The sequence below is a fragment of the Bacillus cereus group sp. BfR-BA-01331 genome, from assembly GCF_022663915.1.
GTDB lineage: Bacteria > Bacillota > Bacilli > Bacillales > Bacillaceae_G > Bacillus_A > Bacillus_A mycoides.
The window spans coordinates 1-20,282 of record NZ_JAKUGJ010000003.1 but is presented as its reverse complement, the minus strand read 5'-3'; the positions used below and the strand labels follow the sequence as shown (position 1 = coordinate 20,282).

The following is a 20,282-nucleotide window of genomic DNA, read 5'->3' as shown; positions in this document are numbered from 1 at the left end:
CTATATAATTTTGTAGTGAAAACACGTTTTTTCTCCCGTATGGCAAGCAGGCCCTACTTGCTTTACGACAACAACGATTGCATCTTGATCACAGTCTAAATAAAGTGATTGCACATATTGGACATTTCCCGATGTACCTCCTTTATTCCATAACGATTGTCTCGAACGGGAATAAAACCATGTTCTTTTCGTTTCCAGCGTCTTGTCATACGCTTCTTCATTCATATAAGCTAACATTAAAACTTCTTTCGTATCTTCCTCGATAACAACAGCTGGTATCAATCCTTTTGCAAAATTAGGTTTCATAACCGCACCTCAACGTTTGCTTCTCTTAATTTTCTCTTTACATCTTGTACAGTCGCTTCACCATAATGAAAGATTGATGCCGCTAATGCTGCATCAACTGTTGTCTTTTGAAATACTTCTATAATGTGATCCACATGACCACATCCACCTGATGCGATTACTGGAACAGAAACGCTGTTTGAAATTGCTCCTGTTAAACGAAGATCATATCCGTTTTTCGTTCCATCTGCATCCATACTCGTCAACAAAATTTCTCCTGCCCCGAGCTGGGCAACGCGTCTCGCCCATTCGATTGCATCCATCCCTGTATCGACTCTTCCGCCGTTCACGTATACATTCCATTTATCTTCCTCTACTTTTCTAGCATCAATTGCTACGACAATACATTGTGAGCCAAAATGTTCCGCACCTTCCTGGATTAACTTCGGATTTCTCACTGCCGCTGAGTTTATTGAAACTTTATCTGCTCCAGCTCTTAGTAAATTGTACATATCTTTAACACTTGAAATCCCCCCGCCAACTGTGAGAGGTATGAATACTTTTGAAGCAGTTTTTTCTACAACATCTATAATCGTTTTTCGCCCTTCATGCGTCGCAGTAATGTCTAAAAATACGATTTCATCTGCTCCCGCATCATTATATAATGCGGCTATTTCAACAGGATCACCGACGTCTTGTAACCCTATAAAATTCACACCCTTTACTACCCGCCCTTCTTTCACATCTAGACATGGAATAATTCGTTTTGCTAACATAGTTTTGTTACCTGTAACACTTTTTCTAAATCAATCGTTTTCTCGTAAAGTGCCTTCCCAATAATGACGCCATATATGTTCATATCATTTAATCTTTTCACCTGTTGAATAGATGCGACACCTCCAGATGCAATCACACGAATACCCACGCTTTTTTGCAGTAACTCTAATTGCTCAAAATTTGGTCCTGCAAGTGTCCCATCTTTTGAAATGTCCGTAAACACAATCGTTTGAACACCTACACTTTCCATTTGCTTCGCTAAATCGATGTACGAAATTTCAGACACATCTAACCAGCCCCTCGTTGCTACGAAACCATTTTTCGCATCAATTCCAACTATGATTTGCTCCTTATATAAACGAACCGCTTCTTCTAAAAATGATTTATCGTAAAGGGCAGCCGTTCCTAATATCACTTTTTCTACACCTACTGACAACAACTTCTCCACTGCCGCGAGTGACCGAACTCCTCCTCCAATTTGCACCGGAATACGTACCGCCTTGCATATTTTTTCAATGACAGGTAAATTTACTGACTCCCCAACAATTGCTCCATCTAAATCAACAACGTGTAGTATTTTCGCTCCAAGTTTTTCAAATATGATTGCTTGTGCGACTGGATCTTCATTCATCACCGTTTCTTTACTAAACTCTCCTTGATAAAGCCTGACGCATCGTCCTTCTTTTAAATCGATAGCTGGGAAGATTTCCATGCTTCTACCACCCCTTTGAAATTTTTTAACATTCGCATCCCAATTTCCCCACTTTTTTCAGGATGAAACTGTGCGCCAAATATATTTCCTTTTGCTACAAAACCAGGTACTTTCACTCCATATTCACTTGCCCCATACACAATTTCATTCGGACAATCTGCATAATAAGAGTGGACATAATATACGAAAGAACCGTCCTCTACTCCATTCCAAAGCGATATTTCTCCTTCTTTTTTTAATTCATTCCACCCCATATGTGGAATTTTATAAGGAACTTTTAACTTTCGAATAACACCTGGCAATAAATTTAATCCGTTACAATTTTGTAGTTCCTCACTTTTTTCAAATAAAAGCTGCATTCCTAAGCAAATACCCAGAAGCGGTTTTCCTAAGCTCCCAACTTCTTTTAGCACACATACTAAATCTTTTTCTTCTAAAACGCCCATCGCTTTCGGAAATGTGCCTACTCCTGGTAAAATAACTCCATCACTTCTCAATATTTCTTTTTTATCATCCGTTATGATGTACTCTGTTCCAATATATTTTAATGCTTGTTCCACACTACGAATATTTCCCATTCCATAATCTATAATTGCAATCAATTACAACATCCCTTTCGTTGAATTTACACCATTAATATTGGCATTTTTATCGACTGCCTCTCTAAGCGCTCGACCGAACGCTTTAAATAAAGCTTCAATTTTGTGATGTGTATTGCTTCCGTATAAAACGCGAGCATGTAACGTAATATTTGCAGCATGAGCAACTGCTCTAAAAAATTCTTCCGTTAATTCTGTGTCAAAATCCCCTAGCTTCGGATTTGTTAATTCACCTTGAAATACAATATATGAGCGCCCGCTTATATCAATCGCGACAAATCCTAAAGATTCATCCATCGGTACATACGCTGAGCCGTAACGGTTAATCCCTTCTTTATTTTGCAATGATTCTTTCAAGCAAGTTCCGAGTACAATTCCAACATCTTCAACCGTATGATGAGCATCAACGAATACATCACCTTCAGCTTCAATTTGCAAACCAAATCTTCCGTGTCTAGCAAATAAAGTTAGCATATGATCAAAAAATCCAACTCCTGTTTGCACAGAAACATTCGTACTTTCATCAAGTTGCAAACTTAATTTAATTTTTGTTTCCATCGTCTCACGTACTTGACTAGACTCGCGCATTATTCTTCCTCCTTAAACCTAATTTGGATTGCTCTTGCGTGTGCATGTAAACCTTCTTTATTTGCAAGTTCTACAATATGATGCTGTACACTTCTTAACGCTTCTTCCGTATACGAAACGAAGCTTGATTTTTTTACGAAATCATCGACGGATAACGGAGAAAAAAATCTTGCCGTTCCACTTGTCGGTAATACGTGATTCGGCCCCGCCAAATAATCTCCGAGCGGTTCAGGTGCATATGGACCAAGAAAAATTGATCCAGCATGCTTTACATAAGCTAGAGCATTCATTGGCTCTTTTATGTGTAACTCTAAATGTTCTGGAGCGATTTCATTTGATAAATGAAACGCCTCTTCTAAAGAAGGGACAATAAAAATTGCTCCATTTCTTTTTATGGATTCACGAGCGATTTCACTTCTAGGCAACGTCTCTAGCTGCCTTTCTATTTCTCTTTCTACTTCTTTAGCAAGCTTTATATTTGTTGTAATACAAATAGCTGTTGCCCTCTCGTCATGTTCTGCCTGTGATAATAAATCAGCAGCAATATATTCGGCATTTCCTGTTTCATCTGCGATAACTACAATTTCTGATGGTCCAGCAATCATATCGATATTGACTATCCCATATACTTCTCTCTTCGCTAGCGCGACATATAAATTCCCTGGCCCAACTATTTTATCTACTTTAGGAATCGATTCCGTTCCATATGCTAGAGCAGCAATTACTTGAGCACCACCGGCCATATATATTTCATCTACACCTGCAAGACTTGCAGCAGCTAAAATATGCGGATCAATTCCTCCTTGCTTCGGCGGTGTTACCATTACAATTTTTTTCACTCCTGCGAGTTTTGCTGGCAATACATTCATTAATACTGATGAAGGATACGAAGCAGTCCCGCCCGGCACATATACACCTACATTTTCTAACGGACGAATAAGCTGCCCTCTAATTACCCCTTCACTCACGCAATCAAACATAGATTGTCTTTTTTGCTTTTCGTGATACGAGATAATATTTTTCTTCGCCTCTTTTAACGCTTCTAAAAAAGCTTGTTCTACAAACTTACTTGCTTGTTTTATTTCTTCCTCACTTACACGAAAATCTTTTGTCTCTACACCATCAAACTTTTTTGTATAGAACGATAAAGCCTCATCTTTACTCTTCCTTACGTTTTGAACAATTTCACTTACACTTCTTTGAACAGTTTCTTCTATTATATTAGCGCTTTCTCGTAGCGATTTTATTTTCGATAAAGCCTCTTGGAAATCTTCAAAAACTATCTCCATTTAAAGTCCCCCTATTTCCCTGACAAAATTTCTTGTTCCATCATATTTATAATACAGAATATTTCGTCTTTTTTAGTTTTCAATGCAGCCTTATTCACAATCATTCGAGCTGATATAGAGCACATTTCCTCAAATACAATTAACCCGTTTTCTTGTAATGTTTTTCCTGTTTCAACAATATCAACAATGGCATCTGCCAAACCTAGAAGTGGAGCAATCTCTACAGATCCTTCTATTTTAATAATTTCTACATCCTCCCCTTTATCATGAAAATATGTAGAAGTAATGTGCGGATATTTCGTAGCAATTCGTTTTTTTCGATAGCTCTTGGGATTATACGTAGGAATAGAAGCGACACAAAATTTACACACGCCCACTCCTAAATCGACCATCTCATATATATCTTTCTCAAATTCCATTAATATATCTTTTCCAACGACTCCAATATCAGCTACGCCATGTTCTACATAAGTAGCAACATCTACCGCTTTCACTAAAATAAATGAAATGTTTGTGTTTTTACTTTTAAACACAAGTTTTCTTCCTTTATCTTTGAGCTCTGAACAATCAATTCCAATTTTTTCAAACAGTGGAATAACATGCTTTTCTAATCTTCCTTTCGTTAACGCAATTTGAATGTTACGCATGAAGCCTCCCCTTCTTTCTGGATGATCCATTTCTCTCTCCATACATATTCCACTAGTGACTCACTCTTCGCCTCAACGACTGTCATTATTTTATTCTTGTTTGCAAATTGAAAAGTATCGTTTAAATTAGAGAATAAAGATAACTGGGCATTCTTCCCGTCCTTTTGAAGTAAATTTCGTAACCTTTCCGCTTCTGCTAATCTATTTAACTCATAATGAATCATAATATCTATTCTCTTTCGTTTATATGGTTCTTGCTGCTCTTGAAGTGCCTTAACTATTTGATTTACTTGCACCGCGAGCCCAACCGCTGGCATCATCTCTCCAAAATTTCCAATTAACTCATCATATCTTCCGCCACTAACAATCTCTTCTCCAATTTCATATATATACCCTTTGAAAATAACACCCGTATAATAATCCAAATGTTGAACCATACCTAAATCAATTGATATGTAAGAGCCATATCCTAACTGTTCAATTGTTTCATATATTTCTTTCACTCTCGCAATGGCCATTTTCATTTCATTACTTGAGGCGAGTTTTTCTGCTTCCTCAACAACATCTAAACTCCCGAATAACCTTGGTAGTTTCTCAAGTAACCTTACTGTTTCATCACACCGATTTAATTTCTTTTCTTCTATAAAGTGTGAGAGTGCGGCATAATTTTTACTTTCAATATACGTTCTAAGTAACTTCTCTTCTTCATCATTAATGGGGAGCTTTTTTACGATACATTTATATAACTGCACTTGCCCAATCTCAATTGTGAAAGATTGCACCTTTAATTTTTGAAGTGCTTGAATTACGCTTATCACACATTCAATTTCAGCCCTTACATTTTCAATCCCGATAATTTCAATACCACTTTGCACTATTTCATTATATTTCCCAGTAAGGGACTCATTCGCCCGAAATACATTCCCGCTATAAGTTACTTTAAGAGGAATATCTCCTCTCTGTGTTCCAATTACTCTTGCTAAAGGAATTGTCATATCTGGGCGTAAAACGATAATCCGTCCTTTTTCATCGAAAAATTTATACATCTTTTCTTCATCTATCGGCCTGTTTTGAAATGCAAAAACATCATAAAATTCAATTGTAGGTGTCCTTATTTCTTCATAACCTCTCTCTAAAAAGGTCCGTCTTAATTTTTGTTCCACTTCTTCAATTAACGTACATTCTTCGAATAAGTAATCTCTCGTTCCATTCGGATTTGCCCGTTTCCACTTTGTCATCTGAATTCACACACCCTTCCCTCTTTAATTTATGCCCATTCCATCCACACAAACAGAAAATAAAAAGAGCCTTGTAGACAAAATACCTACAAGGCTCTTTAGTAGAGTGTAGGTACAACGGGAATAACCCTTGTGCCTACACGTTTTCACGTTAGGTTCAAGGGTTTCATGTATGATGATGTAGTTTTGTAAGCATTTTAATAGATTGCACGATATTCATAATACTTACTCCCTTTCTCCTCTGATTTTTTACATATTATATAACAGTTAATTCTGAATGTAAATACATTTCGAATATTCTACTTTTAGTTAATGTGAAGCTACTTTTCTTTCATACTCTTCAATTTCTTGTTCATATTGCATTGTAATGCTGATTTCATCTAGACCATTTAATAATTTTTCTTTCCACATTTTCTCGATTGTAAAATGAAACCTGTGCGTATTCGTAATAATTACTTCATTCTCTAAATCAACTTCCATTTGATCTCTCGCATTCGTTTTGGCAAGTTGTTCACGCATCTCTTTATCCATTACAATCGGTAACATACCATTCTTCATACAATTCATATAAAAAATATCTGCAAATCCTCCGGCGATAATAACGCGGAAACCATAATCCGCAAGCGCCCACGGAGCATGTTCTCTTGAAGAACCACATCCAAAATTATCACCTGTAATTAATATACTTGCTCCTTTTCGTTCTTGTGCATTAAGGGGGAAATTAGGATTTTCATGGCGCTCATTATCGTAACGCCACTCATCAAATAAATATTTTCCAAATCCCGTCCTTTCAATTCTCTTCAAATATTGCTTCGGAATAATTTGATCTGTATCAATGTTATCATTCATAAGTACTGCGGCAGTACCTTTATGAATATGAAATGGTTCCATCGTAACTCTCCTTTCTAATATCAACAAAATGACCATATAACGCAGCTGCTGCAGCCATAGCTGGACTTACTAAATGTGTTCGTGCTCCTTTCCCTTGCCTTCCTTCAAAATTACGATTTGAAGTAGAAGCACAATGTTCTCCTTCAGGTACTTGATCTGGATTCATCCCAAGACACATTGAACATCCAGGCTCTCTCCATTCAAATCCCGCTTCTTCAAATATGCGATGTAAGCCTTTTTGCATCGCCCGCTCTCTCACACTTTTTGATCCTGGTACAACGAGTGCTCGCACACCTTCTTTTACCTTTTTCCCTTTTACAACAGATGCAGCAATTTCTAAGTCAGATAAACGTGAATTTGTACAAGAACCAATGAAGACATGCTTAACAGGAATTTCAAACGTACTTTGCCCAGGGCTCAATCCCATATATGAAAATGCTCTTTCATCATTTTCGTTATGCTTCTCTGGTAATTTTTCATCAATAGGAACACCCATACTAGGATTTGTTCCCCAAGTGACATACGGTGCTAAATCCGTAACATCCACCAAAATATGTAAATCATAAATTGCATCTGAATCTGTATAAAGCTCCGACCATTTTCTCGTAAACGTTTCATAGTCTTTCGGTGCATATTCACGCCCTTTTACATAAGAAAATGTTTTCTCGTCTGGTGCAATGATGCCAGCTTTCGCCCCCCCTTCAATTGCCATATTGCAAAGTGTCATTCTCTCTTCCATACCCATATCCCGAATCGTCTCTCCGTAGAATTCCATTACATGCCCCGTTCCAACCGCTACACCGTACTTTGAGAGAAGATGCAAAATAATATCCTTTGCATAAACGCCTTTCGGTAACTTTCCTTTTAATTCAATCCCCATCGCTTTCGGTTTTCGTTGCCACAGCGTTTGAGTTGCTAATACATGTTCTACTTCACTCGTACCAATACCAAACGCTAAAGCACCGAAAGCACCGTGGGTCGCTGTATGGCTATCACCGCATACAATCGTTTTCCCCGGTTGTGTGAGCCCAAGTTCTGGTCCTATAACGTGAACGATTCCTTGCTCTTCATCACCAATATCAGCTAATCGCACCTTAAATTGTTTACAATTGTCACGAAGTGTATCCAATTGCTGCTTCGCAATGCGATCGGTAATATTCCAAACATCTTTCGTTGGAATATTATGATCCATCGTTGCAAACGTTAATTCCGGTCTCCGAACAGTTCGATTTGCAAGCCGCAAGCCTTCAAAGGCTTGCGGTGACGTTACTTCATGAACGAGATGAAGATCGATATATAATAAATCCAATCCATTTTCATTCGTTACAACTACATGTCTTTCCCAAAGCTTATCTAGTAACCTTTTCCCCATTATCTTCCTCTCCCTACTAGTGCCTGCTCTTCCATTTCTTGAATAACTGCCCTCGTAAATGAAGTTGTCGTCTCATTTCCCCCAATATCAGCTGTACATTTCCCAGATTGAAGAACTGCAGAAATTGCCTCTTCAATCGCATACCCTTCTCTCGTTAATCCAAATGATTGCCCAAGCATCATCGCTACTGAACGCATCATCGCAATTGGATTCGCTTTATTTTTACCTGCAATATCTGGCGCTGATCCGTGAATAGGCTCATATAAAGACGGCCCGTTTTCCGCATGGCTCGCTGATGGAAGCATTCCTAATGACCCTGCTAATACAGAAGCCTCGTCGCTCAAAATATCACCAAATAAATTTTCTGTTACGATAACGTCAAATCTCCTTGGGTTTCGAATTAACTCCATAGCAGCTGCATCTACTAAAATGTGCTCTAATTCAACATTAGGATAACGAAGAGCTACTTCTTCCGTAACAGCTCTCCACAATTTACTAGATTCTAAAACATTCGCTTTATCAATAGAGGTTACTTTTTTCTCTCTCTTACTCGCTAATTGAAAAGCATACGACACGATACGTTCAATTTCATGACGATGGTACGTAAGTGTATCAGTTGCCGATTCTTCCGTTCTTTCTTTCGGATAAGAGAAATAAATACCGCCTGTTAGTTCACGAACGACAACGAAGTCAATTTCATCTGCGTTTTTTAATGGCGATAAATGTGCAGTTGCGCTTTCTACTGTTACAGGACGAACGTTCGCAAATACACCAAGTCCTTTTCTTAAAGCTAATAATCCTTTCTCTGGCCTTTCTTTCGCATCATCCCACCGCGGTCCACCAACCGCTCCAAGTAAAACCGCATCACTAGCTAAACAAGCGGCAAGTGTTCGCTGTGGTAATGGTTGCCCATTTAAATCGATAGCCGCTCCGCCAAAGTACTCATCTTGTAAATGAAAGTGATGTCCATATAGCCTCTCTACCATATGCAATACTTCCTTCGCGCTTTCCATAATTTCCGGACCAACACCATCACCCGCTAAACAAACGATACGTTTTTCCAATTAAAACACTCCTTTTTATCTGAATTTCCAGAAATATATTTTGATAAGTAAGGGACGATCCCCTCACTTATCAAACAGTTATTTCACAAGAGTAATAAAAGATTTTAATTTTCCGGCCGCATGAACATACGCTCTCGCCGATGCTTCTAATACGTCTTGCGCAACACCAAAACCTGATACTTGATGAGTTCCTTCTTTTAATTCAACATGAACATGTGCAAGTGCATCTTGACCTTGCGTTATAGATTGTATGCGATAATCCGCTAAGTCACATTCTAATCCTAAAATTCTTTGAATTGCATTATAGATCGCTTCAATACTTCCAGAACCAGTTGCTGCATCTTCGTACATATTTCCTTCCTCATCTTTTAGTACAACCGTTGCACACTGTGTACTATTTGATACGAAATGTACTTGCAATTGAGTAATGCTATATTGCTGGGCCGCAAATGCTGCTTCACCAAGCATAAGCGCACGTAAATCTTCTTCTGTAATTTCTTTTTTACGGTCAGCCAAGTTTTTAAATGCTTCAAACACCACATCTCGTTCTTCTTTTGTAAACTCATAACCAAGTTCTTTCATTTTTTCAGTAAACGCATGGCGCCCGGAATGCTTTCCTAATACAAATAAATTTTGTGACTCTCCAATTAGTGATGGTTCAATAATTTCATACGTCGTTACTTCTTTTAATACACCGTCTTGATGAATACCTGATTCGTGAGCAAAAGCATTTGCTCCAACAATCGCCTTATTTTTCGGTACAACCATACCCGTTAACCGACTTACTAACGTACTCGTCGCTTTAATTTCTTTTAATGTCATAGAGGATTCTGCTTCATAGAAATCTTTTCTAATATGGAGAGCAACCGCGACTTCTTCTAGCGCCGCATTCCCCGCTCTTTCTCCAATTCCATTAATCGTTCCTTCTACTTGTAACGCTCCGCCTTCAACCGCAGCTAACGAATTCGCTACTGCCATCCCAAGATCATCGTGACAATGACAAGAGAAAATTACTTTTTCATACGACGGAACGGATTCTTGTAAGTATTTAAAGAGAGAATAATATTCTTCTGGATTCGTATATCCAACTGTATCAGGAATATTGATTACATTCGCTCCTGCGCGAATCGCGACTTCTACTGCTTCCGCTAAAAATGCTCTCGATGTTCTTGTTGCATCTTCTGCTGAAAATTGAACTGTTGGAAATAGTGATTTCCCGAGCGTAACCGAGCGATGTATGCTATCTAATACATCTTCTTTTGACATACAAAGCTTATATTTCATATGAATGTCACTCGTAGCTAAAAATACGTGTAAACGAGGAGAGACAGCGCCTTTCACAGCTTCATAGGCTCTTCGAATATCACTTTCTTTCGCTCTAGCTAAACTCATAACCGTAGCATTTTGAATGGTATTTGCGATACGTTTTACCGATTGAAAATCACCTTCAGAAGCTGCTGCGAATCCAGCTTCCATTACATTAATACCAAGTCTCTCTAGTTGCCTCGCAATCTGTAATTTCTCTTGTTCATTTAAATTAACTCCTGGTGATTGTTCGCCATCACGTAGCGTCGTATCCATGAACAAAATTTGCTTCATATTATTTGACCCCTGCCTTTACTCGGGGCTGTACGAAAGGCATCATTTCACGTAATTTACGTCCAACTACTTCGATTTCATGTTCATTTTCTTTCTCATTTGTCGCATGGAAATTTGGTTTTCCTGCTTTATGCTCTGCAATCCAGCCTCTTGCAAATGTACCATCTTGAATTTCTGCTAGCACTGCACCCATCGCTCTCTTCGTATCTTCCGTTACAACGCGTGGTCCTGATACGAAGTCGCCCCACTGCGCTGTATCTGAAACTGAATATCTCATATTTTCAAGTCCGCCTTCATACATAAGGTCAACGATTAGTTTTAGTTCATGTAAACATTCAAAATATGCAACTTCCGGTTGATAACCAGCATCAACTAACGTTTCAAACCCAGCTTTTACTAGTGCAGTTACTCCGCCGCAAAGTACAGCTTGCTCTCCAAATAAATCTGTTTCTGTTTCTTCTTTAAACGTTGTTTCTAATACACCTGCTCTCGTCGCCCCAATTCCATCTGCATATGAAAGTGCCTTTTCAGTCGCAACTCCTGTTGCATCTTGATATACTGCAAATAATGCAGGAACAGCTCCCCCTTCCGCAAACGTACGACGTACTAGATGTCCTGGACCTTTCGGTGCTACTAGAAATACATCTACATTAACTGGCGGTTTTACTTGATCAAAGTGAACATTAAATCCATGCGCGAAAACGAGAGAATTGCCGCCTTGTAAGTTTGGTGCAATTTCAGCTTCATATACTTCCGGCTGTAATTCATCAGGTAGTAGAATCATTACTACATCTGCTTTTTCTGCTGCTTCCGCTACTGTATATACAGAAAAACCGTCTTCTTTCGCCTTATCCCATGACTTCCCTTTCCTCAGTCCTACTACCACATCAAATCCGTTATCACGTAAGTTTTGCGCATGCGCATGGCCTTGCGATCCATATCCGATGATTGCTACTTTCTTTTCCTTTAATACATTTACCGTTACGTCTTTTTCATAATAAACTTTCGCCATTTTCATTTCCCCCTATTTTTTAAATAATTATTGAATTAACATAACTTGTTTATCTTGTTTTTTCATACTACGTGTAAATGCTGTTACACCTGTTCTAGCAATTTCTTTCAAACCATATGGACGAAGTAATTCAATTAACGCTTCTACTTTCTCCTGGGTACCTGTTACTTGCACCACTATGGAATCCTTCCCAACGTCTATTACAGCGGCTCGGAACGGTTCAATTAAACTATATAATTCTGCTCTTGCTACAGACGTTGCTACTTTAATAAGTGCAAGTTCTCTAGCGATCATCGCTTCTTCTGTAATATCTGATACTTTCAGTACATCGATTTGCTTATGAAGTTGTTTAATTAACTGCTCAACTTGCTGTTCATTTTCAACGTGTACAACAATCGTCATTCTCGAAATATCCGATGATTCCGTATGACCTACTGAAATACTTTCAATATTAAAATGTCTACGTGTCATAACACCTGTAATTCGATTTAACACACCGCTTTGATTTCGAACTGTCGCTGTTACAATTCTCTTCACCTTTTCTCCACTCCCTCCATTTGATGAACGCCTTTTCCTGGGGCAACCATCGGCATTACCTTTTCGGATTGAAGTACGCGGCAATCAATTACAACAGGCTCTCTTAACTCAATTGCATACTGTAATTGTTGCTTTGCAAGAAGTGGGTCTTCAATACGAACACCTTTTATGCCATAAGCATTGGCAAGCGCAACAAAATCTGGTTGGCATGAAAGTAAGGAGTGCGAATATCGCCCATTATAAAATTCCTCTTGCCATTGTCTTACCATCCCTAAAGCTTCATTATTTAAAATAAAAACTTTAACTGGTAAAGAATGCTCTTTTAACACACTAAGTTCTTGCAGGGTCATTTGAAATCCAGCATCACCGACAATTGCAATAACTAGTTCTTCAGGCTTTGCGATTTGTGCACCTATTGCTGCTGGAAATCCGAAGCCCATTGTTCCTAAGCCTCCAGAAGTTACCCATTTATCTGGATTTTTCAGCGGATAATATTGAGCTGCCCACATTTGATGTTGCCCAACATCTGTCGTTACAATCGCTTCCCCTTTCGTAATTTCGTATAGCATATCAATTGCATATTGAGGTTTAATACGCTCTGCATGTTCTTTGTAAGAAAGAGGGTATTTTTCTTTTCTACTATTCAATAACGAAAGCCAATCATTGTGATGTACTTCCCCTTCTTTAAAGTTGAGTAGAGCTTCTAATGCTTGCTTTGCACTCGCAACAATAGGGATTTCAGTCGGCACATTTTTCCCAATTTCCGCTGGATCAATATCTATATGTGCGACAATCGCCTCTTTAGCAAAATAAGCTAAATTTCCAGTAAGACGATCATCAAACCTTGCACCTATATTAATAAGTAAGTCACATTCGTATAACGCCATATTTGCGGTGTATGAACCGTGCATTCCTCCCATCCCTAGAAATAGTTCATCATCTGGCGGAAACCCACCAAGACCAAGTAATGTATGAACAACTGGAATATGATATTTGCGAGCAAAACTTGTTAATTCTTTCGATGCTTTCGCATGCAATACACCTGCTCCAGCTAAAATTAACGGTTTTTTTGAAGTCGCAATCGCTTGTAATAATTTGTTTATTTGTAGTAGATTCGGTTCGTAATTAGGCTGGTATCCTGGTAAATCCATTTGTACATCACTACATCGCTCACCTTTCTCTACTACCATATCTTTCGGAAGGTCAATTACGACTGGGCCTGGTCTTCCTGTTCTAGCGATATGAAATGCTTCTTTAATAATTCGGGGTAAATCCGATGCTTTTCGTACTTGATAATTATGTTTTGTCACCGGCATCGTAAGCCCCATAATATCAGCCTCTTGGAAAGCATCACTCCCGATTAACGTTGTTGCTACTTGCCCTGTAAATACAACAAGTGGCAATGAATCAATCATCGCGTCAGCTAGACCAGTAATAACATTTGTAGCACCCGGTCCACTTGTTGCAATTACCACTCCTGGATTTCCTGTAATTCTTGCATATCCTTCAGCAGCATGAATTGCACCTTGCTCATGCCTCGTTAAAATATGCGGAATTTCACAATCATAAAGCGCATCATATAGAGGTAAAACCGCACCACCTGGATAACCAAAAATCACCTCTACTCCTTCCTTTTCTAGCGCTTCTAACAATAGCTGTGCACCAGTTGCCAGTTTCTCTTCCGTTTTTGAAGACATTTTTCTTATAAGCCCCCTTTTTTAAAACATTTATAAAATAAAAAAATCCTACGTCCACACTCCAGCTATGTGCTGAAGGGACGAAAGATTTCGCGGTACCACCCTTCTTTGCAAGATTACTCTTGCCTCAGTGACTCGGGATATGAGTCTAGCTAATAACGGAGCTACCGTCTAAGCCTAAACAAACGTTTCAGCTTAGCACTCAAGGGTGATGTTCGTCGACGTGAACCATCGGTTTCCAGCAACCACCGACTCTCTGTGAGGCTTCACAGTCAACTACTCCTCCCTATCAACGCTTTATCATGTCATAAGAGCTATTATCCAACTTTATTTTCTTCGTAAATTTTCTCTCCATCTTCTACAACTAATTTACGGAATTCTTCTAATAAACGATTCGTATGTGGCCCTGTTCTACCTAAACCAATCGTTCTTCCATCTACTGTCGTAACAGCAATTACTTCAGCAGCTGTTCCTGTTAAAAACACTTCATCAGCTACATATACATCATGCCTTGTAAATAATTCTTCTCTTACGTCATATCCAAGTTTTTCGCCGATTTCTAAAATCGCGTTTCGTGTAATACCTTCTAACGCTCCAGCAGAACTTGGTGGTGTAATTAATTTATTTCCCTTCACAATAAATACATTATCTCCAGAGCCTTCAGCTACATATCCTTGGTCATTTAACATAAGTGCTTCTTGTACTCCAGCTAATTTCGCCTCAATGCGAACTAAAATATTATTTAAGTAATTTAAAGATTTTACTTGGGGCGATAAAACATCCGGGCGATTGCGACGCGTTGCAACTGTTATAATCGGAATCCCTTTTTCATAATATTCTTGTGGAAATAAAGATAATTGCTCTGCAATTACTACTACATTTGGTTTCGTACAAGAATCGGGGTCTAATCCCAAGTTCCCAGGTCCTCTTGATACAACGAGGCGGATATATCCATTAGATAGTTTGTTTTGTCGAATCGTTTCAACAACGATTTTCGTTGCTTCTTCTAACGTATATGGAATTTCTAACATGATGGATTTCGCTGATTCATATAACCGGACAAGATGCTCTCTCAAACGGAAAACATTACCGCTATATACCCTAATTCCTTCGAACACTCCATCGCCATATAAATAGCCATGATCATATACTGAAACCTTTGCTTCGTCTTTTGGAACAAATTCTCCATTTAAGAAAATCCACTGCTCGTTCACTTGAAAGCGCCCCCTATGTTCTATGAGTTTTTTATTGTTTCCTAGTCTACTCTCCTTTTCAAATAAATCAAGTGAATTTTTAGAAAATTTTTAATTTTTAATCGTACGTACATCTTTGTTTATATTGATTTAATAACATTGTTAACGTTTACAAAAAGTCAAAAAATTTTTTCGTCAAATTCTACTAAAAAAATATTTGTTTAAAAGAAGGGTTTTCGCCAATTGATACGAATCTATTGTATTCAATAAACGGACGTCCGATTTTATAAATCCGGGAATATACAACGACTTTTGGTGAAAAAGGGGGAAAATAACAAAAATAACGCTGTCTAAAAATAACATTCATATTTTTCATTTAGTAATCATAATCCTATTTTTAAAAAACAATTTGTCAAATTGAAGGAGGAAATAACAATGGCGTGTGTACAAATTAAAGGAACGAGACAAGAGGTAGTAGAAATGCTACAACTATTTGATCTAATGGATACGAAAGGATTTTGTAAATTCAATAATTACGTTGAAGTAGAACCAAATAGTAGGAAACATAACAACTACACAGCTTCAATCGATATTCAGTCTAATAACAGCTCAGCACAAGATACATTAAATGATCAATTCGTTAGTCAAATGCTTACTGGTGTATATAACGACTAAACAAATATTCTCTTCCTACCATTTTTTCATAAATATATGCTATGGACTTGAGCATACTAGCAACTAGATGGTAGGAGGTGAAAATTATGGCTAGAATTGGTGTTGAGAACTCTTTAACAGATGTTCAACAAGCTCTTCAGCAACAAGGACATGAAGTCGTTTCACTTAACTCTGAAAATGATGCACATGGGTGTGATTGTTGCGTTGTAACCGGGCAAGATTCTAATATGATGGGCATTGCAGATACATCGATAAAAGGATCTGTAATTAAAGCACATGGTTTAACAACAGATGAAATTTGTCAGCAAGTTGAAAACCGCACTTAATCATTTTTATCACATTATTTGTGAGCTAACATGTAAAGGGAATGGAATGGTCCCACTGATTATAGTTTCAATTTATTTATAGAAAGAGGGCTCCTTTTCAAAAGGAGCCCTCTTTTTTATATTCACCTAACGGGAAAGTAACATATACTGGATGAAAGCCCTACCTCTCTCTCATCATTACGGTTCCACTGACCGCTCCTTGATTCACTAGTATACATATAAAGCTTACATATACAATTTATAGGGTTTGTTCACAAAAGTTGTTGGTAAGACTACCCGATCTTTCGCAAACTTTTCGTATTATATTCATAAGATTTATTTACTTTACACTAGCTTTAACCGAGACACGAATTAAAATTCTAACACCAATACAATAACTTGTCAACATTTTTTACAAATTAAAAACAGACATTAACGGTTTGTCTGTTTTAGAATGGAGCTTTTTCTTTTATTACATATACAACAAAACCGCTTACTAACATACATAAGCCAACTACTAAGTTTTTGATATTAATCATAAATTCCTCTCCCTTATTCCACACATCATATATATTTACAGTTCAATTATTCCGATCGTCATAAAGCGCACTTTTTCTAATATATCATAATTCCTAAAAAATGCAAGTTCACTTTTGGCGACCATTCACAAATTTATCCACAGTGCTTGGCACAGTATTTAACGCTTTTTCAATTAAATGTGTACTACTATTGAGATGCAACACTTGCACACCGTTAGAACCAACTACTAAAAAAGCAACTGGGCTAATAGAAACCCCAGCCCCGCTTCCGCCTCCGAATGGATGACTTTGCTTGTTCTCTTTATGCTGCCCTTGTCCGCCGTTATGTTTTTCGGAAATAAAATCACCTTTAAAGTCACTTCCACCAGCTCCAAAACCAAAAGCCACTTGAGATACTGTTAATACTACATTTCCGTCAGCTGTTGAAACCGGACTTCCAACAATCGTATTTACATCTACCATCTCTTTTAAATTTGTCATTGCTGTTTTCATTAAATTTTCAATTGGATGTTCCATTATGTACTACACCCTTTCCTCATTATTCTTTTTTATACTTTCCAAAATAGAGGAAGTCATACTAAGTTTTCCTATTTTGAAAAAACATTTTCCACTTTCCAATTGGATATTACTCCCTGTACATGCTCGGATAAAAAGGAAAAAGAGAAACATACTACTATTGAACCTTGTTATGAAAGGAGTCCTTACTTTGACTGAGAAATTTGATGAATATAAAAAAAGAGATCGAATAGATAGTGATTATAAAGAAGAATACGCAGCTGAAGTTGCACCACAGCGTATCGATTATGATGATAAAGATAACGATGATGTAAGATCGTCTGCAGCTGGATCGACTGCTGGTTTCATTGCTCTTGCCTTAGCAATATTATCATTATTCACATTCCCAACACTATTTGGTCTTGTGTCTGTTCTACTTGGTATTTACGCTTATAATCGCGGGGCTACTGTAACTGGCGGTACCGCTGCCATTGTGGGTGGTATCGCTGCACTCATTGCGATTTTATTCCGAGTGGCGCTTATTGGTTTATTATTCTCTCTTTTTTAAAAAGAAAAAGGTATCTCGCTTTATGCGGGATACCTTATCCTGTAAATACATCTTCTGATGGATATTTAATTTTTTGTTTTGCTGGTCGTGCCAAAGAGAACACAAGTGTTAACGGTCCGATTAATCCACAAAACATAACAAACATAATAATACATTTTCCAAACGCCGATAGCTTCGCAGTAATCCCCATTGTTAACCCTACTGTACCAAACGCCGAAATTGTCTCAAATAATAACTGAATAAAACTGAAGTCTTCTGTAAGCATTAATACAAATACCGCTGTAAAAATAAGTATTTGACTAGCAACGACAATTGCTAACGCTCTCGTTACTGTCGACATTTTAATCGTACGCTGAAACAAAACAAAATCCTCTTTCTTTCTAAAGAAAGAAAGAACTGACGTAATTAAAATAACGAATGTCGTTAACTTAATTCCACCGCCTGTCGATACACTTCCCGCACCAATAAACATTAATACCATTGTAAATAGTATCGATGACTCTTCCATCCCCCCATAATCTACCGTGTTAAAACCAGCTGTACGAGGTGTAATTCCTTGGAAGAACGAAGCCCATAATTTTTCATTTAAAGATAAGTGCCCCAAAGTCTTCACATTATTATATTCCAATACAAAAATCACAATCATCGCAATAACATTAAGTGCTATCGTTCCAACAATCATGATTTTGGAGTGCAGTGATAATTTTCGGAAACTACGGCTATACCATATATCAATTAATACCGTAAACCCTAACCCTCCTATTACAATTAAAGAACAAATCCCAATATTAATAATAGGATCTCCTACATATCTTGTTAAATTATCTGGCCAAAGCGCAAAGCCGGCATTATTATATGACGCAATAACGTGAAAAATACTATAGTATAAACCTTTTCCAAAACCAAACTCTGGAATAAAGCGAATCGATAAAAAGATAACTCCAATTAGCTCAATACAAATAGAAAAAATAAAAACACGTTTTACTAATTTCACAAGACCACCAATATTTGTTTGATTAAATGCTTCTCCAATTAATAATCGGTGGCGTAAACCAATTTTTTTCCCTAATACCCAAACAATTAAAATGGCTATCGTCATAAGACCGAGACCACCCGTTTGAATTAAAAACATAATAACAATTTCACCAAACATCGTAAACGTACTCGCAGTATCTACAACACCTAAACCGGTTACAGTCGCTGCCGACGTAGCTGTAAAGAAAGCATCTACCCAACTAATATGTACTTTCGTTGCAAACGGTAACTTTAATAACAATCCTCCGGCCACAATTAAACAAAAAAAGCCTAATGCTAAAATTTGTGGTGGATTCAATCGTATAAAACGATTATACAACCCTTGTTTTTTTGCTACTTCCATATCACTAACTCCCTTTATCAAGTGAAGCTTTTATCCCCTCATAAATAAAGACTCTTTAAGAGCCTACAAGTAGCGGGATAAACCTTATATTCTTATAATATAGTTGAGCATAATCCTTTTTTTCATAGATTTCAACTTTTATTTATATTCAGACTCCTATCGTTTTACAAAAGAATATTTTCTATTATATCTCCACTTATACTATGACTCTTACAACAACTATTTTATCCCTTTTCAAATTCCCATATCTTTCACTCCATGTTCACAAGAGGATCACATCCACCTTTTATAGTATATGTATCGAAGCTGTTCCTCCCTAATTTATAAGACATTCCCCAGTGTCTTTGAATAGCTTCCATCCCTAATTAAATTGACATAAATTGTCCCCTTCCCTTGACCATCCTATATGTGATGGTCTTATTTTTTTATTCTTTCTATCTTTTATTTGAAACTCCCTCTCTCTTTCACTCTATGTTCACACCAAGGTCACATCCAACTTTTATAGTATATGTATCGAAGCTGTTCCTCCCTAATTTATAAGACATTCCCCAGTGTCTTGAACAGCTTTCCATCCCTAATTAAATTGACATAAATTGTCCCCTTCCTTTGACCATCCTATATGTGATGGTCTTATTTTTTTGTTTAACTCTATCTTTTATTTAAAACTCCCTCTCTCTTTCACTCCATTTTCACACGAGGATCACATCTACCTTTTATAGTATACGTATCGGAGCTGTTCCTCCCTAATTTATAAGACATTCCCCAGTGTCTTGAACAGCTTTCCATCCCTAATTAAATTGACATAAATTGTCCCCTTCCTTT

The 20,282-nt window shown here is 37.6% G+C and carries 22 protein-coding genes and 1 other annotated feature; of the genes, 3 read left to right on the top strand and 19 right to left on the bottom strand.

What is annotated here, in order from left to right; all coding sequences use genetic code 11:
• From hisI to ilvE, 16 genes are all read right to left on the bottom strand, one after another.
• Positions 1–306, bottom strand: coding sequence for a phosphoribosyl-AMP cyclohydrolase (gene hisI, locus MR155_RS06815; protein WP_002086731.1), 306 nt, complete (start codon positions 304–306; stop codon positions 1–3).
• Positions 303–1,061 (bottom strand): imidazole glycerol phosphate synthase subunit HisF, encoded by a 759-nt coding sequence (gene hisF, locus MR155_RS06810; protein WP_242308964.1) that lies wholly within the window; start codon positions 1,059–1,061, stop codon positions 303–305. The genes hisI and hisF overlap by 4 nt, the downstream gene beginning before the upstream one ends.
• Positions 1,055–1,774: a 1-(5-phosphoribosyl)-5-[(5-phosphoribosylamino)methylideneamino]imidazole-4-carboxamide isomerase gene (gene hisA / locus MR155_RS06805; protein WP_002140972.1), complete on the bottom strand. Its 720-nt coding sequence runs from the start codon at positions 1,772–1,774 to the stop codon at positions 1,055–1,057. The genes hisF and hisA overlap by 7 nt, the downstream gene beginning before the upstream one ends.
• Positions 1,747–2,376 carry an imidazole glycerol phosphate synthase subunit HisH gene (hisH, locus tag MR155_RS06800; protein WP_002011707.1) on the bottom strand — a complete coding sequence of 210 codons (630 nt, stop codon included), beginning with the start codon at positions 2,374–2,376 and terminating at the stop codon, positions 1,747–1,749. The genes hisA and hisH overlap by 28 nt, the downstream gene beginning before the upstream one ends.
• On the bottom strand, positions 2,377–2,961 hold the full coding sequence (gene hisB, locus MR155_RS06795; RefSeq protein WP_242308962.1) for an imidazoleglycerol-phosphate dehydratase HisB: 585 nt from the start codon (positions 2,959–2,961) through the stop codon (positions 2,377–2,379).
• Positions 2,961–4,250 carry a histidinol dehydrogenase gene (hisD, locus tag MR155_RS06790; protein ID WP_061675104.1) on the bottom strand — a complete coding sequence of 430 codons (1,290 nt, stop codon included), beginning with the start codon at positions 4,248–4,250 and terminating at the stop codon, positions 2,961–2,963. The genes hisB and hisD overlap by 1 nt, the downstream gene beginning before the upstream one ends.
• A gap of 11 nt (positions 4,251–4,261) precedes the next feature.
• Entirely contained in the window at positions 4,262–4,897 is a 636-nt protein-coding gene (gene hisG, locus MR155_RS06785) for an ATP phosphoribosyltransferase (RefSeq protein WP_033708301.1), read from the bottom strand.
• On the bottom strand, positions 4,873–6,135 hold the full coding sequence (locus tag MR155_RS06780) for an ATP phosphoribosyltransferase regulatory subunit (protein WP_002140970.1): 1,263 nt from the start codon (positions 6,133–6,135) through the stop codon (positions 4,873–4,875). The genes hisG and MR155_RS06780 overlap by 25 nt, the downstream gene beginning before the upstream one ends.
• A gap of 309 nt (positions 6,136–6,444) precedes the next feature.
• Positions 6,445–7,026, bottom strand: a complete 582-nt coding sequence (gene leuD, locus MR155_RS06775; protein WP_002126281.1) for a 3-isopropylmalate dehydratase small subunit — start codon at positions 7,024–7,026, stop codon at positions 6,445–6,447.
• Entirely contained in the window at positions 7,004–8,398 is a 1,395-nt protein-coding gene (gene leuC, locus MR155_RS06770; protein WP_088039032.1) for a 3-isopropylmalate dehydratase large subunit, read from the bottom strand. The genes leuD and leuC overlap by 23 nt, the downstream gene beginning before the upstream one ends.
• Positions 8,398–9,462, bottom strand: a complete 1,065-nt coding sequence (leuB, locus tag MR155_RS06765) for a 3-isopropylmalate dehydrogenase (protein ID WP_002011718.1) — start codon at positions 9,460–9,462, stop codon at positions 8,398–8,400. The genes leuC and leuB overlap by 1 nt, the downstream gene beginning before the upstream one ends.
• A 78-nt stretch (positions 9,463–9,540) precedes the next feature.
• The gene (gene leuA, locus MR155_RS06760) at positions 9,541–11,061 is read right to left on the bottom strand and encodes a 2-isopropylmalate synthase (RefSeq protein WP_242308961.1); all 1,521 of its coding nucleotides are present in this window, start codon (positions 11,059–11,061) and stop codon (positions 9,541–9,543) included.
• A gap of 1 nt (position 11,062) precedes the next feature.
• The gene (ilvC, locus tag MR155_RS06755) at positions 11,063–12,073 is read right to left on the bottom strand and encodes a ketol-acid reductoisomerase (RefSeq protein WP_242308959.1); all 1,011 of its coding nucleotides are present in this window, start codon (positions 12,071–12,073) and stop codon (positions 11,063–11,065) included.
• Between the two features lie 27 nt (positions 12,074–12,100).
• Positions 12,101–12,610: an acetolactate synthase small subunit gene (gene ilvN / locus MR155_RS06750; protein ID WP_000822948.1), complete on the bottom strand. Its 510-nt coding sequence runs from the start codon at positions 12,608–12,610 to the stop codon at positions 12,101–12,103.
• The gene (gene ilvB, locus MR155_RS06745; protein WP_002140967.1) at positions 12,607–14,307 is read right to left on the bottom strand and encodes an acetolactate synthase large subunit; all 1,701 of its coding nucleotides are present in this window, start codon (positions 14,305–14,307) and stop codon (positions 12,607–12,609) included. The genes ilvN and ilvB overlap by 4 nt, the downstream gene beginning before the upstream one ends.
• A gap of 73 nt (positions 14,308–14,380) precedes the next feature.
• Positions 14,381–14,609: a binding site (T-box leader), on the bottom strand.
• Positions 14,610–14,624: 15 nt separating this feature from the next.
• Complete coding sequence (gene ilvE, locus MR155_RS06740; protein WP_002011723.1) at positions 14,625–15,521, bottom strand: branched-chain-amino-acid transaminase; 897 nt, start codon at positions 15,519–15,521, stop codon at positions 14,625–14,627.
• A gap of 414 nt (positions 15,522–15,935) precedes the next feature.
• Here ilvE and MR155_RS06735 point away from each other — a divergent pair, with 414 nt between their 5' ends.
• Together MR155_RS06735 and MR155_RS06730 are read left to right on the top strand one after the other, a co-directional pair.
• A complete protein-coding gene (locus tag MR155_RS06735; RefSeq protein WP_002140966.1) occupies positions 15,936–16,175 on the top strand; it encodes a DUF3911 family protein in 240 nt (79 codons plus the stop codon).
• Positions 16,176–16,261: 86 nt separating this feature from the next.
• A complete protein-coding gene (locus MR155_RS06730; protein ID WP_002011725.1) occupies positions 16,262–16,501 on the top strand; it encodes a YkuS family protein in 240 nt (79 codons plus the stop codon).
• 428 nt (positions 16,502–16,929) lie between these two features.
• Here the strand turns inward: MR155_RS06730 and MR155_RS06725 are convergent, their stop codons facing one another.
• Together MR155_RS06725 and ytfJ are read right to left on the bottom strand one after the other, a co-directional pair.
• On the bottom strand, positions 16,930–17,019 hold the full coding sequence (locus MR155_RS06725; protein ID WP_000608225.1) for a hypothetical protein: 90 nt from the start codon (positions 17,017–17,019) through the stop codon (positions 16,930–16,932).
• A 108-nt stretch (positions 17,020–17,127) separates the two neighbouring features.
• Complete coding sequence (ytfJ, locus tag MR155_RS06720; RefSeq protein ID WP_002030645.1) at positions 17,128–17,535, bottom strand: GerW family sporulation protein; 408 nt, start codon at positions 17,533–17,535, stop codon at positions 17,128–17,130.
• A gap of 172 nt (positions 17,536–17,707) precedes the next feature.
• Between ytfJ and MR155_RS06715 the strand changes: the two genes are divergently transcribed.
• Positions 17,708–18,082 carry a hypothetical protein gene (locus MR155_RS06715; RefSeq protein ID WP_002011728.1) on the top strand — a complete coding sequence of 125 codons (375 nt, stop codon included), beginning with the start codon at positions 17,708–17,710 and terminating at the stop codon, positions 18,080–18,082.
• Positions 18,083–18,116: 34 nt separating this feature from the next.
• On the opposite strand, the gene MR155_RS06710 is transcribed toward MR155_RS06715, so the two are convergent.
• On the bottom strand, positions 18,117–19,460 hold the full coding sequence (locus MR155_RS06710; protein WP_242308950.1) for a TrkH family potassium uptake protein: 1,344 nt from the start codon (positions 19,458–19,460) through the stop codon (positions 18,117–18,119).
• Positions 19,461–20,282: the final 822 nt, after the last annotated feature.